The organism is Pandoraea morbifera (genome assembly GCF_902459575.1).
Classification (GTDB): domain Bacteria; phylum Pseudomonadota; class Gammaproteobacteria; order Burkholderiales; family Burkholderiaceae; genus Pandoraea; species Pandoraea morbifera.
Window position 1 is genome coordinate 240,953 of sequence record NZ_CABPSD010000003.1, and the last position, 16,150, is coordinate 257,102.

Genomic DNA, 16,150 nt, shown 5'->3' on the forward strand with positions numbered 1-16,150 from the left:
GCTCAAACCTCCCGGGCGCCCGGTGTGCCCGAAGTCGAGACACCCGGCGATGTTTCCTGCGCGCCCGGCATGTTCGGCATATGCGGCATTTGTGCTGCCATTGCGCCGCGCTGCCATCGGCGCGCACGCAGTGCACTCAACGCGGCGAGCGCGATCCCCATGACCAGTGCCGCGGCGATCGCCAGCGTCCACGGTGACGGGCCGGTGTCGCGCGCGTCCGGCGGGGGCGGGATCGCGGCGGCGAGCGTGCTCGGCTGCTTCGAGAGCACGACGGAGATGTTCTCGTAGCGCACGTCGTCGAGACTGTTCTTGAGAAAGCGCTTCACGTCGTTGATCAGTGCGCTGCCGTCGATGTCGCCCTGATGCACCACCACGGCGGAGATGTGCGGCGTCGGGGGCGTCGGCTCGACCGTCAGCCCATCGACGTCGTAACTCACGTGAACGCGCGCGGCAAGCACGCCGGACATCAGGCGCAGCGACTGTTCCAGGCGCTGCTCGATGGCGGAATATAGCCGCGCGCGCTCGGCACGCGGCGAGGCCACCAGGGAATCGGGCGGGAACATCTGCGCGATTTCCATGCGCGGGCGCGACGGCAGGTCGTAGGTTTTGAGCCAGTCGACCGCCGCCGGAAAGTCCGTCGGCGCGACCGTGATCGAGTATCCCGCCTTCCCCCCGTCGATCTTGTCTGCGGCAATGCTGTGGCGCAGCAGGACGGCGGCCACTTCGTTGGCCTGCTGCTGATCGAGCGAGGTGAGCAGCGTCTCCGACTTGCGGCATGCGCCGAGCAGCATCACGAGACACAGGGCGAGAACGTAGCGCGACATCACCGAAGCAGCGCCTCCACGGCGCCAACGCTCTTGCGCGCCAGCGTACTCACCATGGCGACCTGGAGACTGTAGTCGGAGATCTGGGTTTGCAGACGGATCATCGCCGCAGGATCGGACGCGTCGGTGCCACGCACGGCGTCGGCAATGCCCTGCCGTTCGCCCTCGAAGTCCGCCGACAGCCGGGCCACGGCGTCGAGGAAGCGCGACTCGAGCGATACATTAGCGCCCGGCTCGGCGGCGAGCACGGCCGACGTGGCGTCGGTCGGCATGGACGGCAGGGATTGCGGCGGCAGCGAAACAATGCTCGGCAACATCATGAACTCCTTGCGTGCGGGTCGTGCGAACTGCGTCAGAACTTGGAGATGGTTCCCTGCGCGATGTCTTTCATCGACTTGACCGCGGCCGACTGCGCGCTGCGCATGGTGGTGTAGTCGCCCAACGCGGCCTGATAGCGCGCCAGGGTCTCGGCATTGCTCGCATCGTCCTTGAGGGCATCCATCGCCTCCTTGAGACGCTTCTGAAGGTCGCTGACCTTTTTGTCGAAATCGGCCGACAGCAACTCGAGGTACCGATCCGGATTGCCGCCTTCCGCGCCCTGGATATTCGTGTAATCGATCATGACGATTCCCTTGCTCCTTGATGTATTCGAATGAAGTCAGATGAAGTCGGATGAGACGCGGTCGCGCGATAACCAGGGACCGCGTTCACTGACGATTGATGAAGCGCCACTGGTGCGGTCCGTCCTTCACATACGCGGCCGTGCCGTAGGCGTAGGATTGCTGCGCGCTCCAGTCGTCGCGAAGGTCGACGTTGAAGCGCACGAGATGCGTGCCCCAGCGCTTCTCGAACGCCTGCATGAACCCGTAGAGCCGGCGCAGTTGCACGTCATCGAGTTCGGTGCTGATGTGGAAGGTCACGCCATCGGGTGTGTCGGTGCGCAGGAACGGCACCATCTGTCGCTTGAGCGCGTCTTCGGCTTCGCTGCTCGCGTCGGTCTCGTCGTGCAATGTCAGATTCACACGTCGCGCGTAGGGAATCTTCTCAAGCAACGCCTGACGGAATTTGGCCGTCTCGCTCTCGGAGAGGCGGAACTTCTGTCGGTTGATCCAGAGTTCCGGTGTCGTGGGATCGTCGAGCGACAGCTTGAAGTAGGGCACGTTGGTCCGCGACGCATCGATCCACTGCGTGATGCGTGCATTCTCTTCGTCGAGGGCGACAACCACCAGCCGCTCGCGATGGATCACCGCCTGTCCGAGCGCGCGCGTGAGTGCGTTGCGTTCCGCGCGGTTCTGGGCAATGACGTACATCTGGCGATCGTTGCCCGGCACCACCACGGCACGCCCGCCGAGCGTTTCCAGATAGTCCGAGACGCCTTGCGCCTGACGCTGCGGCGCGCTCTGCCAGTAGAAGTAAGCGCCGCCCGTGGCGAGCACGATCAGCGCCATCGCCCCGATCGCCCGCAGCCAGCGGCGACGTAGACGCGCGGCCGGGCGCGTCGTGTCGTCGGCCCGTGCGTCGTTGCACAGGCTGCGCAGCACCTCGTCGGACCAGGTATCGTCCACGCGCTTCACACCGACATGCACGTCGCCCACCCGGGCGACCTGCGTGGCGTCGATCGCCACTTCCGTACCGGCACCCTCGCCCAGCACGCGCAGGAACAACCCCTCGCGCCCGGCATCGTCCACGAGCACTTCGAAGTTGTCGCCGCCGTCGCCGTCCATCGGCACGTAGATCGCATTCGGCGGCATCTCGGTCTGCCAGCCGCGATCGAAGGCGGGATCGCTCGGGCCAACGACGAACAGCGTGACGCCGCCGGGCAACGAGAATTCGCAGCCACGCATCGGACCGGTGAGCAGACGCAGCACGGCTCGGGCCGGACTGCCGTCGATCGATGCGGGTCGGGTGTCTGATTCCATCATGTCTTCGCGAGCAAGCGGGCGCCTGCGGGCTGGCGGCCCGGGCGGCATACGGCGTTCGCGCTCCTCAACAATGAATTCGTTGAGGATGAGAATACCGATGCGGCATCAGCGATTCATGATGGGATTCTTCGCAACTCTTAAAGGCGCGATCAAGATTTTCAGATAGGGCTACGCTATTTCCCGTTAGGGGGCGCCGCCAGGGTAGCGCGGGCTTCGCGATCGCGTTTCATCGCGTCGAGCTTGCCTTTCGCCGCGACGTCACCTTGCGCCGCCGCTTTCTCGTACCACGCCCGCGCCTGGTCGAGGTCCGGCGTCACGACGCCATAGCCGCGCTCGTAGTAACTCGCCACGATGTACTGCGAAGGCAGATCGCCACCCTGCGCAGCTTTTTCGTACCAACCGAACGCGGTCTTGTAATCCTTGGGAACGCCGCGTCCGATGAAGTACTCGTTGGCGATGGCCGCCTGCGCCTGAACGTGGCCCTGCTTCGCGGCCTTTTCGTACCAGCGGTTGGCCTGCGGTATCGATTTGCCCACGATGTAGCCGTCGTCGAACATTTTGCCGTAGACGTATTGCGCCTGCGTCATTCCGGCATTGGCCGCACGCTCGAGCCAGCGCACGGCACCGTCGGGATCGGGTGCGCCGCCCTCGCCGTTGAGCAGCATCATCGCGTAGTCGAATTGGGCAAGCCGGTTGCCCTGCTCCGCCGCCCGATGAAACTCGTCGAGCGCCTGCGTTTGCTGCCCGGCCTCGTAGTGGTGCACCGCCTGTTCGGTCAGCGACTGCGCCGGCGCCTGCGCCGCGGCGACCGCATAGGGAATCGGGGCACACGCGGCGCTGATCAGCGTCGCGACAAAGCCGGCGAGCAGCCGGCGCGCAGCGTAAGACGTCGACATGGCGAACCTCCGGGGCGAGCGTTCGACTATTGTGCGCCAAACGGGCAACGCTTGCCGGAAACCTCCGGCGACGCCCCGGCGGACGGGCAGGCGGTGCACCACCCGGCAAAAGCCCCGGCGCGGGGCCGGGGCTCATGCGCATCGATCGCGGTCGCTGACTCGCCGCGCGCCGATGGCGTTGGATCGCGATCGTCATCGCCCCGACCGGGGCGGATTTACGGCTTGATGTACGCGTAGCCCTTCTGCTGCAAACGCGTGAGCTCGACCACCCCCGACGGCGTGAAGTCCGCGTCGAGCACGAACTGCTCCTTCTTCAGGTTACGCTGCTTCATGGTGATCTCGCACACCTCGAATTTCACACCGCGGGCATGCAGCGCGGAAATGAGCGGACCCACTGTCGCGGCGTCCTTGTAATTCTCCATCAGGAAATCGACCCCCTGCGCGTGCGCCACGAGCACAACGTCGGTGTCGGGCGCGGTGTCGAGTTGATTGCGGATGTTGCGCAGGCCGGCAAGCGCCTGATGTTCGGCATCGTTGATGTGGTACACGACCTTGTCGCGCGCCAGTGCCGACGTGGCGGGTACGGCAAATACAGTGAACAGAAAGGCGGTGAGCAGGCCGCGAAGCAGCGTCTTCATGTGAGGTGTCCCCTTTTTGGTTGCGTTGTGCCAGCCGCATCATAGCGCGTTGACGGACAACGGGGGATCGGGGCCCGGGCGACGGCGCCCGCGCGCACGCGTCGGGGCTGCGCCGGGCGACGACGCCGTCGCTTCGCGAAACGCGCCCCGCGCATGCGCCCGAAATGAAAAAACCCGCCACACGGGTGGCGGGTTTTCACGCTTGGTCACCCCCTGACGCAGGTGACGAACTTTCGTGGCATCGCGGCACGGATCCGCAGTGCCGAAGGCACCTTCGCATCCCGGTGGATTGCCCTTTCGGCGCCCGGCTCAGGCCGTGACCTCCGACCAGCAATTCGGCGTTTCGTAAAGACGCAGCCGCACCAGACGCAAATCGCGACCGTAGTGCGCGTCGAACACGCCGCTCAGGGTCTCGAACGCCGCGGCCGCGAGATTTTCGACGGTCGGCACGCGATCGAACACGACAGTCTTGTGGTCAGGCATGGTCTCGAGAAAGGCGCGCACGGCGGTATCGCCCTCGTACACGAGGAACGCGTGATCCCACACCGACACGAGGTGCTCGTTGGCAAGCGCCTTCACGTCGGCGAAGTCCATCACCATGCCGTTGTCGGATGCTCCGCTCTCGCGGCTCACTTCGCCCGCGAGCGTGATCTCGAGCACGTAGCGATGCCCGTGCAGGTTGCGGCACTGGCTTCGGTGATCGGGAATGCGGTGGCCCGCATCGAATTCAAGTTTCCGGGTAATCGTAATCACGGCAACGGCTCAGGGAATATTCAGATATTTGTGCGTCTGCATCGACAGCGACCAGCGCGGATGCGACTTGCAGTAGTCGATCGCCAGCTTCGTATTGGTGTCGCGCAGCGGCCCATCCATCGGCTGGAGATAGAAATGGGCGAAGTCGAGGGCTTCGTAGTCGGCCAGGCGCTGGCGATCCTGCGGCACCACGACCTTCAATTCGTCGCCGCGCGTGACGACCATTTCGGCGTCGGCCTTCGGGCTAACGCACACCCAGTCGATACCCTCCGGAATCGCCTGCGTACCGTTGGTCTCCACCGCGATGCGAAAGCCTTCGGCATGCAACGCGTCGATGAGCGGCGCGTCGAGTTGCAGCAGCGGTTCGCCACCGGTACACACCACGAAGCGGTGGGCTCGGTCGCCTTGCGGCCACAGGGCCACGATCTGCGCGACGAGATCGGCCGGCGTGCGGTACTTGCCGCCGTTTTCGCCGTCGGTGCCGACGAAGTCGGTGTCGCAGAACTGGCAAACCGCCTCGGCACGGTCCTCTTCCCGACCGGTCCACAGATTGCACCCTGCAAACCGGCAGAACACCGCCGGGCGACCGGCATTCGCGCCCTCGCCCTGCAAGGTGTAGAAGATTTCCTTTACCGCGTACGTCATGATTCTCTCGATTTCCGAAGGGTCAGGCCGCGCCCCGGTCCTGATCGTGACCTCGGGCGCGCCATTGTTCGTAGCCGCGCTGCCGCAACTGGCACGCCGGACATTCTCCGCAGCCGTAGCCCCACGGATGCAGCACGCTGCGCTCGCCCAGGTAACAGGTGTGCGTATCTTCGCGCACGGTCTCGACGAGCGCCTGGCCACCCAGGTCCTGCGCCATTTGCCAGGTGTCGGCCTTGTCGATCCACATCAGCGGCGTCTCGACGATGAAACGCCGGTCCATGCCCAGGTTCAGCGCGACCTGCAGCGCCTTCATCGTGTCGTCGCGGCAGTCGGGGTACCCCGAGAAATCCGTCTCGCACATGCCGCCCACCAGCACGCGCAGGCCGCGCCGATACGCGATGGTCGCACCGATCGTCATGAACAGCAGGTTCCGGCCCGGCACGAAAGTATTCGGCAGATTGTCGGCCGCCATCGCGATCGTGGTCTCGCGGGTGAGCGACGTCTCGCTGATCTGGCCCAGGATCGACAGGTCGATCATGTGATCGTCGCCCAGACGCGGCGACCACGCCGGAAACCGCTGACGCAGCTTCGCCAGCACGTCGGTACGGCATTCCAGTTCGACGCTGTGACGCTGGCCGTAATCGAAGCCCAGCGTCTCCACGCGCTCATAGCGCGACAATGCCCATGCCAGGCAGGTGGTCGAATCCTGTCCACCGGAGAACAGGACCAGAGCGGAGTCGGTGCTTGTCGTCATGATCATGCGCTTAGCAATTTCGCCCTCGCCGTCGGAGCGACGGGGGCCGGAGCACGCGCTTGCGGCGGCCGGCGGCCGGCTGGATGGGCAGCGTACCCATCGGACCGTCCGGGACACCCCGCGTGCGGGATATGTCACGCGATTTTGAACCGCGTTGCCCCGCGTCGCTATCGCCGGAGCGTTATACCCATCATCGGGCCGCGTTTTCGTTCAAACGCAAAAAGGGCTTGCGATATGCGCAAGCCCTTCGAATTTGGTGGCCTGGGTCGGAATCGAACCAACGACACGCGGATTTTCAATCCGCTGCTCTACCAACTGAGCTACCGGGCCAAGAGAAAAGCGATTATAGAGACTGAATCCGCTTTGCGCAAGCCCTATCTCGAAAATTCCATGTGGCGGCAGCGTCAGGTCTTGCTCTTGGACAGCTCCACGCCCAGTTGCTTGAGCTTGCGATACAGGTGGGTGCGCTCCAGTCCCGTCTTCTCGGCCACACGCGTCATGCTGCCGTGCTCCTTGGCCAGATGGTAGGCGAAGTAGGCACGCTCGAACGCATCGCGGGCTTCGCGCAGCGGCACGTCGAACGAAATGTCCGCCGACATGGCCGCCCCGGCGGCCCCGGCACCGGTCTCGGCGTCGTGCCCGCCCAGCGGGGCATGGTGCGTTGCCGCGCCATTGAGGCCGACGCCCGGGTGACGCGTCTCGCTCTCGCCGAAAACCCCGGTGTCGAGCACCTCGTCGTCGGCGTCGAACGCGCTCGGCGCGCTGCCGGACGCGTCGCGCTTGCCGCGCGCCAGCCCCTGCTCGACGGCCTGCAACAGCTTTTGCAGCGCGATAGGCTTTTCGAGGAAATTGAGTGCGCCGATCTTGGTCGCCTCGACGGCGGTATCGATCGTGGCGTGCCCCGACATCATGATCACGGGCATTGTCAGCAATTGCTGCGCCGCCCATTCCTTGAGAAGGGTCACCCCGTCGGTATCGGGCATCCAGATATCGAGCAGCACGAGGTCAGGCGTGTTCGCGGCACGATAAGCGCGCGCTTCCTGCGCGTTCTCCGCCACTTCCACGACATGCCCTTCGTCGCTCAGAATCTCCGAGAGCAGCTCCCGGATCCCCATTTCGTCGTCCACCACCAAAATGGTTGCCATTTACGCTACCTTCGTGTGTTCCGTCGGCTTGGTGCCCGACAGGTCCTGGTCGTCAGCCAATTGAGTAAACAAGATCGAAATCTGTGCGCCTGCACTGCCTTCGCCCTCGGGTAGTGACCGGTTGCGAATGTCGATGCGGGCCTGATGCTCGTCGATGATCTTCTTGACCATCGCCAGTCCCAGCCCGGTGCCCTTCGCCTTGGTCGTCACGTACGGCTCGAATGCGCGGGTCAGGATGCGTGCCGGGAATCCCGGTCCGTTATCCGTGATGGTCAGACGCACTGCCGTGCGCTTCGGTTCACCCGGATGCACATCCGTTCCTGCGTATTCTACTGTCTTCGTTTCCACCGTGATAAGTGGGTTTTCGGTTCCCCCCACGGCATCTTGAGCATTCTGCAGCAGATTATGGATAACCTGCCGCAATTGCGTCGAGTCACCGCGAATTTCCGGCAGGTCGGCGTCGAGGTGCGGACGAATCGTGCCGCGACCTTCGTCGACACCGTACAGGGTCAGGACCTCGCCGATCAACTCGTTGAGCTGAAGCGGATGCATGATCGCAGGAGGCAGACGCGCGTAGTCGCGGAAGTCGTCCACCATGCGCTTCATTGCCGCGACCTGATTGACGATGGTCGTGGCCCCCTTGCGCAGCACTTCGGCATCGGCCGGCGGCAGCTTGTCGGACAGCTTCATCTGCAAGCGCTCGGCCGAGAGTTGAATCGGCGTGAGCGGGTTCTTGATCTCGTGCGCGAGACGCCGCGCCACTTCGGCCCACGCCACGGAGCGCTGCGCCGAGATCACGTCGCTGATGTCGTCGAACACCACCACGTATCCGCCGCCCGCGCGCGTCGGAACGCCGGCCACGGCGACCATCGGTTCGGGCAGGTGCGAGCCGCGCACGAGCAGCGTCACCGGATCGGTCTCGCCCGGCAGCGTCAGGCCGATCTGCTGCTGCCAATGTCCGCCCGGCCCGAGATCGGCATTCGCATCGCGATCGGCAAAGGCGCGCCGCAACGTCTCGCCGAACTCCACGAGCGCCGGAATATGTACCGGCGAGCGGTTGAGCTCGCCCTGGAAACTCTGCTTGAAGATGCGCTCGGCACCGGCGTTGGCCGTCGTCAGGCGAAAATCGCGGTCGAACACGAACACGCCGGCGGTCAGGCTCGACAGGATACTCTCGAGGTGGGCCTTCGAGCTCTCCAGCGCCAGACGGTTGCGCTCGACCGTGGCACGGGCATCCGACAACTGGCGGGTCATCGCGTTGAACGCCTGCGTGAGGAAACCCAGCTCGTCGTTCGTTCGCACTTCGCCCTTGGGCGAGAGGTCGCCCGCCGCCACTTCCTGCGTGCCGCGCGCGAGCAGGAAAAGCGGACGCGCGAGCTGGTTGCCGAGCGCCAGCGCGAGCATCATCGCCACGAACGTGGCCAGAAAGAGCGACAACGTGAGCGTGCCGATGTACATCTTGCGCAGGCCCGTGCGCCCCAACGCCTTTTCCTGATACTCGCGATAGGCGTTCTGGACTGCCTCGGCATTCTGCGCGAGATTGGCCGGTACCAGCTGCGTGACTTGCAGGAAACGCTCCTCATCCTGCAACGATGACGTGTAGCCAGACGGAATGCGCATCACCACACGCCAACGCAGTTGATCTTTCCCCTGGTGTTTGTCGTAGCCCTCGCTGCCGCCCTCGATCGCCGTATATCCGCGCGACTGCGCACGCGCCTGCCGCAACATGAGCGGCGTGGGAAGATCCGGCACGAGCGCATTGAAGTTGCCCGATGCGGAGGCCAGCACGCGGCCATTGCCGTCGACGATCGTCGCGTCCTGCAAGCCGAACTGGTCGCGCATGCGCAGCAACGTGAGCGTGCCGCCCTTGTCGGCGCTCGACGCCAGATTGTCGGCCACGAGCTGTGCCTTTGCGCTCAGGTCGGACAGGCCGTTGTTCAGGATCGCGCGCCCGAGTTCGAGGCCGGAATCGAGGGCGGTCTCCACGCGCACGTCGAACCACGACTCGATGCTGCGCGACACGAATTGCAGCGACACCAGATAGATGATGCCACCCGGCAACACGCCCACCAGCGCGAAGAAAATCGCCAGCTTGGCGAGCAGGCGCGTGCCGAAGCGTCGCTGACGCAGGCGCACCACGATGATCCAGACGAGTGCGCCGACGATGAAGACGAAAATGATCGCGACGGCGATGTTCGCGGTGTAGAGCAGCGAATAGTAACGGTCGAAGAATTCGGTATTGGCCGAGGCGAGCGCAAGCAGGCCGAACAACCCAATGGCGACCAGCGCCATCGTGACGATCGACGTTCGGATGACGATGTGCTTGAGCAGGCTGCCGCCGTTATTTGACACGCGCGACTCCGGGCGGCAACGCCGCATTGAAGGCGAGCGGCAATGTGCCCCTCAGACGGGCCGGATTGCGCTCGGGCAGCGTCACCGGGGGCGTCGCCGCCGCGGTCGCCGGGCCGGCCCCCCTCGCACTACCGGCGCCCGACACGGATGAAGCGTCCGGCGTCGCAGGCGCGGCGGAGACCGCTGAGGCGACCGTGACCGACGCCGGCAGGCTCGCCGCCGCCGGCGGCGGGGGCGTGAACATGAAGCGCGCCCAGTCGGAGCTGAGATTCCAGTCGCGGTTGTTGACCGCATCGATCTGGAACGGCTTGGGCATGAGCGCGTTGTCGAGACGCATGCGCACCGACGCCTGATATTGCGTGCCGGGCTTCACCACGCCCTTGTCGATCACGCGCCAGCCACTGACGTTACGCACCAGCGCCAGCGCTTCGCGCAAGGAACCGAAGCCCAGTTGCAGGCCGTTGCTGCTGTTGCCGCTGTTGCTGGAGACGCGATATTGGCGCGTGAGCGGCTGAAACCACAGCCGCACGCTCTGCGAGGACGACACGACCTTTTCGTCGAACCAGTACCAGCGCGAGCGCGTGAGTTCGAAGTCGGTCGTGAAGTAGAGGGAAATGCCGCGGTTGACGGCATCTTCGAGGCTGCTGTTGAGTTCGAAGGCGAAGCGCGCATCGAGCGACCAGCCGCCGTCGGACGGTTCGAGCCGGGCTTCGCGCACCTGGATTTCGTTTTCGGCGCGCGCCGGCGCTGCGAAGCCGAGCGCGAAAACGCTCAGGAGCAGCGGCAGCACGCAGGCCAGTAGCCGTTGGGAGAAGGTCACCGTTTCTGGAAGCGAGCGTAATAGAAGCCGTCGTGGGCGCCGCCTGGCGTCATCAGCAGTTGCCCGGGAGCGTCCAATCGTACCGCATCTGTGCAAACACGTTCAAACCATTGCGCCTGCTGCTCGTTTTCCGCCGGGAACACCGAGCAGGTGGCATAGATCAGTTCCCCCCCTACGGCCAGCGTGTCCCACAGCGCGAGCAGAATGCGGCGCTGCTCCTCGACCAGCGCGGCGATGTCCGCTTCGCGGCGCAGCCAGCGAATGTCCGGATGACGGCGCACGATGCCGGACGCCGAGCATGGCACGTCCGCCAGAATGCGGTCGAACGGCACACCGTCCCAGCCGCCGCCCGACCATTTCGTCGGTGCGCCCGCATCGCCGATGCGCACGTCCGCCGTCAGTCCCAGCCGCTCGAGATTTTCGTAGATGCGCGGCACGCGCGTGCGATCCGACTCCAGCGCGGTGACCTGCACGTCGGCCATCTCCAGCAGATGCCCCGTCTTGCCGCCCGGCGCGGCGCAGGCGTCGAGCACGCGCATGCCCGCGCGCGGTGCGTCGCCCAGCACGAGCGGCGCGGCCAGTTGCGCTCCGGCGTCCTGCACCGATACCCAACCGTCGGCAAAGCCCGGCAGACGCTCCACCGGCACGGCCTGCGCCAGACGCAAGGCGACGGGCCCGATCACCTCGGCCTGCATGCCCGCCATCGTCAGACAGGCCTGCATGGCGGCCACACTGATGCGGCGGGTGTTCACGCGCAACGTCATCGGCCCGCGCTGGTCGCCCGCGGCGAGCAATGTCTCCCACTGCTCGGGATAGGCGTCGCGCACCATGTCGATCCACCAGCCGGGGTAATTCCAGCGCGCCTCGGGCTGCACGGCGATCTCGGCCATCAGGGCGTCGCGCTCGCGAAGAAAGCGACGCAGCACGGCATTGGCGAGTCCCTTCGCGGCAACCGTGCGGCGCTGCGCGGCAATGGCCTCGACGGCCTGGTCCACGACCGTAAATTCGGTGTACGCAGCATTTTCGGACGCGTCTTGCAGCAGGGCCAGCGCGCACAGCAGGATGTCGCGCACGCGCGCCTGCAGGGCCGGCTTGACCAGCACGGCGAGCAAGGCGCGGCTGCTGCCCAGACGCCGAACGGCCCGGTAGGCGAGATCCTGTGCGGCGGCGCGCACGGGCGGCGCGCATTGTGCCGTGGCCTGGGCCAGTGCCTGCGGCAACGCGGTGCCCTTCTGGACGGATTCGAGGGCCTGCGCGGCGCGTTGCAGCGCGTAGGCCAGGGATTCGGTGGGCAGACTCGGTTGCGGCATGGGGCTTCTACAAACAAACATGCCCGCACGACGGCGGGCATGGGAACTATCGGAGGGCTGTCGGGCGACAGGATAGCAGACTGGCGCAACCCGCCCGCATCAGGCGCGTCGCGCATTCGCGTCGACACACCACTGCGGGCGCCGCGCGGTCAGTCCTCACTTCGACGCGCCCGGCCGCTACGGTCAGGCGGGATACTGCCCCGTACGTGCCATTTCCATCAGGCGGGCAATGCGCTCCTCGGTGGCCGGGTGGGTCGAGAACAGGTTGGCGATCGTGCCGCCCGAGAGCGGATTCATGATCATCATCTGCGCCGTGGCCGGATGCTGCTCGGCCGCCTCGAACGGAATGCCTTGCGCGTAGCGGTGAATCTTGTCGAGCGCCATGGCAAGCGCCTGCGGATCGCCGGAAATCTCGGCCCCGCCCCGGTCGGCCTCGAATTCGCGCGCCCGCGAAATCGCCATCTGGATCAGCGAGGCCGCCAGCGGCGCGAGAATCGCCACGGCAATGCTCGCGATCGGATTGGCCGGACGGCCATTCTCGTCGCGCCCGCCGAAGAACATGGCGAAGTTGGCGAGCGCCGAGATGGCGCCGGCCATCGTCGCGGAAATCGTCGAAATCAGAATGTCGCGATGCTTCACGTGCGCCAGTTCGTGCGCCATCACGCCGCGCAGTTCGCGATCGGACAGCACACGCAGAATGCCCGTGGTGGCCGCCACCGCGGCATGCTCGGGACTGCGCCCGGTGGCGAACGCGTTCGGGGCGTCTTCGTTGATCAGGTAAACCTTCGGCATCGGCAGCCCGGCGCGTTGCGACAGCTCCCGCACCATGCCGTAGAACTGCGGCGCGCTCGTCTCGTCGACCTGCTGCGCGTTGTACATGCGCAGCACCATCTTGTCCGAGAACCAGTACGAAAAGAAATTCATCGCGAGCGCGAACGCCAGCGCGAGCATCATGCCCTGCCGGCCGCCGATCATGCCGCCCACCACCATGAACAATGCGGTGATGGCCGCCATCAGCAGGGTGGTCTTCATCCAGTTGAACATGGTGTTCTCCTCTGCAAATCTTGGTGACCCGAGGAACTCACGCACTTTGCGTGTCCTCGGGCGTTAGATGGGGCCGGCCGGCGAAAATTCAACGTCGGCGGCCCCAGCTTAGACTTTTTTCGGACGTTTGCCGGAGTTTCCCGGCTGGATCGACGACGTTTTCCGACGTTTTCATTCGGTTTTGAGGGTCGGAACGGTGTAAAACGCGCCGCTCACGTCGCCTGCGGTTGAGCGAGGACGAAGACGTCGCCGGAAGTGAGCGCGAACCCCGCGAGAAATTCGCGAACCGGCAGGCGCTTGCCGCCCGGCTTCTGACATTCGGTCACGCGCAGCGCGCCGTTGCCGCACGCGATGACAATGGCGTCAGCGCTCACTTCGAGCACGGTGCCCGGCGCCGCCCCGCCCGGAGCGGCCACGGCGCTCGCGCGCCACAGTTTGACGGCGGTGTCGTGTACCGTGCCGAGCGCGCCCGGGAACGGGTCGAACGCGCGCACCTGCCGCGCCAGCACCTCGGCCGGCTTGCGCCAGTCGAGCACCGCTTCGTGCTTGGCAATCTTCTCCGCGTAGGTCACGCCGACTTCGGGCTGGGCCTCGCCGGGCAGCTTGCCGTCACGCGCGAGCCGCTGCAGCGCGTCGACGATCATCCGGCCGCCCAGCGCCGCCATGCGGTCGTGCAGCGTGGCCGTGGTGTCATCGGGGCCGATCGGTTCGGCCTCGCGCAAGAGCATCGCGCCTGTATCGAGACCCGCATCCATCTGCATGATGGTGATGCCCGTCTGGGCGTCGCCCGCCTCGATGGCGCGATGAATGGGCGCGGCGCCGCGCCAGCGCGGCAGCAACGAGCCGTGGATGTTCAGGCAACCGTAGCGCGGCAGGTCGAGCACTTCCTGCGGCAAGATCAGGCCGTAGGCGGCTACCACCATGACGTCCGGCGCGAGCGCGCGCAGTTGCTCGATCGCGGCGGTCGCTTCCTCGGGGTACTTGCCGTTTCGGCGCAGCGACGGGGGCTGTGAGACCGGCATGCCGTGGGCCTGCGCGTAACGTTTGACGGGGCTGGCCTGCAGCTTCATGCCGCGCCCGGCAGGGCGATCAGGCTGAGTGAGCACCAACTCAACGGGAAAACCTGCGGCATCGATGGCGGCGAGCGCGGTCTGGGCGAATTCCGGTGTGCCGGCGAATACGATGCGAAGCGTCATGACGAACGTGCTCCTGCGCGATACGGTGAATTACTTGAGGGCGGGCGTCGTCGGCGCCACGAAGGCACGGAAGCGCTCGTTGGTGTCGCCGGCGCGGCCCCCCTGCCAGATCTCGCGCCAGCCCGGCGGCGCGGGAATGCGGGCGTTGGCCTTGTCGAGCAGCAACAGCACGCCGCAGCGCGACGCGTGTGCCAGATCCGGCAACTGGGTCGGGCGCACGTCGATGAAGTAATCGAGCATCGCGCGCTCCGACTCGCCGACATTGAACGATCCGATGCACGTGGTGGCCGCGCCGGACGGCATGACCTGTGCGAGCGAGCGTTGCAGCGACGCGAACGGCGTGCGATAGCTGCGCGCCTCGTTGATCCAGGGCAACAGCAGTGTCGAGAGCGTTCCCCAGACGAACATCAATCCCGCGAAACCGAAGACAAGCGCCCCGAGCTCGCGACGGTGCATGATCGCGACGACCCACAGGGCCGCGATCGCCACGGCGGCAAGCACCAGCCCCGGCGAAAACGGCAATACGTAGTCGAGGGGCAGCCACTTGCCGATCGGCCCTGCGGCGACGTGCCCGTGCCCGGTCAATTGCAATCCCCATCGAACCCATAGGAACACGCCCAGCGCACTCATGAGTACGAGCGCCACGCCCGACCACGTTTTCTCCAGCCATTGCGGCAGGCGTGCTCCGGCGCCCAACACGGCGATCGCCGGGAAGAGCGGCAACATATAGATATCGCGAATCGCCGACGACACCACGAGCGTGAGCACGAAGAGCACCACATACAGCCAGAGCATCGCCTGCTCCGGACGCTGCGCGACGAAGCGGCGCACGCCGGACTCGCGCCACTGCGCGACCAGCGCGCCAAGTGCCAGCCAGCCAGCGGGGAACGTCAGACCCAGCAGGCTGGTCATGTCGCTCAGGTAAGAGGTCCGCTCCCCGCCCAGGTGCACGAAGCCGAAGAAGCGTCCGAAGTTGTTGTCCCAGAACCACTCGATGAAAAGCGGCTCGGACGCGCGCCAGAACAGTACCGGCCAGATGACGACCCACGGCAGCGAGGCCAGTACCGCCCAGCCCAGCGCGCCAGCGTAGCGACGCGTGCGATAGGCCGGGATGACGAGCACCGCGAGCGCGGTCAGCGCCAGCACCCCGGGCACCAGCAGCCCCTTGCTCAGGAACGCGATGCCGGCGCCCGTGCCGAAGAGCAACCCCCACAGGCGCGCCGAATTCTCCGCCTTCGCCAGCCGGGCGAGCGCCGCCAGCGCGAGCGCCGCGCCCGCGAGTTGCGGCACGTCGGCGGTGAGCTTATGGATGTTTTCGATGGCGCCGAAACTGCCGACCATCAGCATGGGCGCGAGCCAGTTGAAGGTGTCGGTGTCGTGTGTCGACTCCGGGCCATGGAGGCGCTGGGCCAGACGCCCGACGCAGAGCACGGCGACCACCAACCATGCGAACACGGCCAGTTGCGCGCCGTCGAAGACGGGCAGCACCCCCGCTGCCAGCCGCGCGAAGAACGCGCCCGTCCAATACATGACGGGGGGCTTTTCCACAAATGGGTCGGCGCCCACGCGCGGCACGACAAGATCGTGACCTCGGAAGAAGTTGAGCACCATGCCGACCGAATACGGTTCGTCGGCTTTCCAGGGGTCGCGATCGAACAGCCCCGCCAGCAGGAACGCGAACAGCAGTGCGGCGCTCAGCCAGTAAAGCGTGCGGGTGCGGGAAGACGACGAGGTGATGGCGATGGACATCTCGGCAAACAGTCGGGAGTTGGCCCGACGGCAGACGTTCGAGACGCCCCGTCGCAGCAGCGGAAGACGGGCCTCATGGCCCGCGAGCGCTGCAAGTATAGA

Annotated in this window: 15 protein-coding genes, 1 tRNA gene and 1 pseudogene; all 17 read right to left on the bottom strand. The window is 65.8% G+C overall.

Annotation, left to right across the window (positions count from 1 at the left end):
• Positions 1–2 precede the first annotated feature (2 nt).
• Entirely contained in the window at positions 3–824 is an 822-nt protein-coding gene (locus tag PMO31116_RS07220; protein WP_174970950.1) for an EscJ/YscJ/HrcJ family type III secretion inner membrane ring protein, read from the bottom strand.
• Entirely contained in the window at positions 824–1,144 is a 321-nt protein-coding gene (gene sctI / locus PMO31116_RS24265) for a type III secretion system inner rod subunit SctI (RefSeq protein WP_174970953.1), read from the bottom strand. The genes PMO31116_RS07220 and sctI overlap by 1 nt, the downstream gene beginning before the upstream one ends.
• A gap of 32 nt (positions 1,145–1,176) precedes the next feature.
• Complete coding sequence (gene sctF, locus PMO31116_RS07230) at positions 1,177–1,446, bottom strand: type III secretion system needle filament subunit SctF (protein ID WP_150566127.1); 270 nt, start codon at positions 1,444–1,446, stop codon at positions 1,177–1,179.
• Between the two features lie 85 nt (positions 1,447–1,531).
• Positions 1,532–2,746, bottom strand: coding sequence for a PrgH/EprH family type III secretion apparatus protein (locus PMO31116_RS07235; protein WP_174970958.1), 1,215 nt, complete (start codon positions 2,744–2,746; stop codon positions 1,532–1,534).
• 173 nt (positions 2,747–2,919) lie between these two features.
• Positions 2,920–3,642 carry a tetratricopeptide repeat protein gene (locus PMO31116_RS07240; protein WP_150566129.1) on the bottom strand — a complete coding sequence of 241 codons (723 nt, stop codon included), beginning with the start codon at positions 3,640–3,642 and terminating at the stop codon, positions 2,920–2,922.
• A 215-nt stretch (positions 3,643–3,857) separates the two neighbouring features.
• Positions 3,858–4,280: a DsrE family protein gene (locus PMO31116_RS07245; protein WP_023872760.1), complete on the bottom strand. Its 423-nt coding sequence runs from the start codon at positions 4,278–4,280 to the stop codon at positions 3,858–3,860.
• 309 nt (positions 4,281–4,589) lie between these two features.
• Positions 4,590–5,030, bottom strand: a complete 441-nt coding sequence (queD, locus tag PMO31116_RS07250; protein ID WP_412177685.1) for a 6-carboxytetrahydropterin synthase QueD — start codon at positions 5,028–5,030, stop codon at positions 4,590–4,592.
• A gap of 12 nt (positions 5,031–5,042) precedes the next feature.
• The gene (gene queE / locus PMO31116_RS07255) at positions 5,043–5,678 is read right to left on the bottom strand and encodes a 7-carboxy-7-deazaguanine synthase (RefSeq protein WP_150566130.1); all 636 of its coding nucleotides are present in this window, start codon (positions 5,676–5,678) and stop codon (positions 5,043–5,045) included.
• A 22-nt stretch (positions 5,679–5,700) separates the two neighbouring features.
• The gene (gene queC, locus PMO31116_RS07260) at positions 5,701–6,438 is read right to left on the bottom strand and encodes a 7-cyano-7-deazaguanine synthase QueC (RefSeq protein ID WP_150566131.1); all 738 of its coding nucleotides are present in this window, start codon (positions 6,436–6,438) and stop codon (positions 5,701–5,703) included.
• A 248-nt stretch (positions 6,439–6,686) separates the two neighbouring features.
• Positions 6,687–6,762: transfer RNA gene (locus PMO31116_RS07265), tRNA-Phe, on the bottom strand.
• Positions 6,763–6,836: 74 nt separating this feature from the next.
• Positions 6,837–7,577, bottom strand: coding sequence for a response regulator (locus PMO31116_RS07270; RefSeq protein WP_150566132.1), 741 nt, complete (start codon positions 7,575–7,577; stop codon positions 6,837–6,839).
• A complete protein-coding gene (locus PMO31116_RS07275) occupies positions 7,578–9,869 on the bottom strand; it encodes an ATP-binding protein (RefSeq protein WP_425494780.1) in 2,292 nt (763 codons plus the stop codon).
• Positions 9,870–10,164: 295 nt separating this feature from the next.
• A pseudogene (locus PMO31116_RS24020) lies at positions 10,165–10,749 on the bottom strand (DUF4390 domain-containing protein); the annotation flags it as partial.
• Positions 10,746–12,059 (bottom strand): 16S rRNA (cytosine(967)-C(5))-methyltransferase RsmB, encoded by a 1,314-nt coding sequence (gene rsmB / locus PMO31116_RS07285; protein ID WP_150566135.1) that lies wholly within the window; start codon positions 12,057–12,059, stop codon positions 10,746–10,748. The pseudogene PMO31116_RS24020 and the gene rsmB, both read right to left, overlap by 4 nt.
• A 183-nt stretch (positions 12,060–12,242) precedes the next feature.
• A complete protein-coding gene (gene htpX / locus PMO31116_RS07290) occupies positions 12,243–13,103 on the bottom strand; it encodes a zinc metalloprotease HtpX (protein WP_023598151.1) in 861 nt (286 codons plus the stop codon).
• Positions 13,104–13,315: 212 nt separating this feature from the next.
• Positions 13,316–14,299, bottom strand: a complete 984-nt coding sequence (fmt, locus tag PMO31116_RS07295; protein ID WP_150566136.1) for a methionyl-tRNA formyltransferase — start codon at positions 14,297–14,299, stop codon at positions 13,316–13,318.
• Between the two features lie 30 nt (positions 14,300–14,329).
• The gene (locus tag PMO31116_RS07300; protein WP_150566137.1) at positions 14,330–16,048 is read right to left on the bottom strand and encodes an ArnT family glycosyltransferase; all 1,719 of its coding nucleotides are present in this window, start codon (positions 16,046–16,048) and stop codon (positions 14,330–14,332) included.
• Positions 16,049–16,150: the final 102 nt, after the last annotated feature.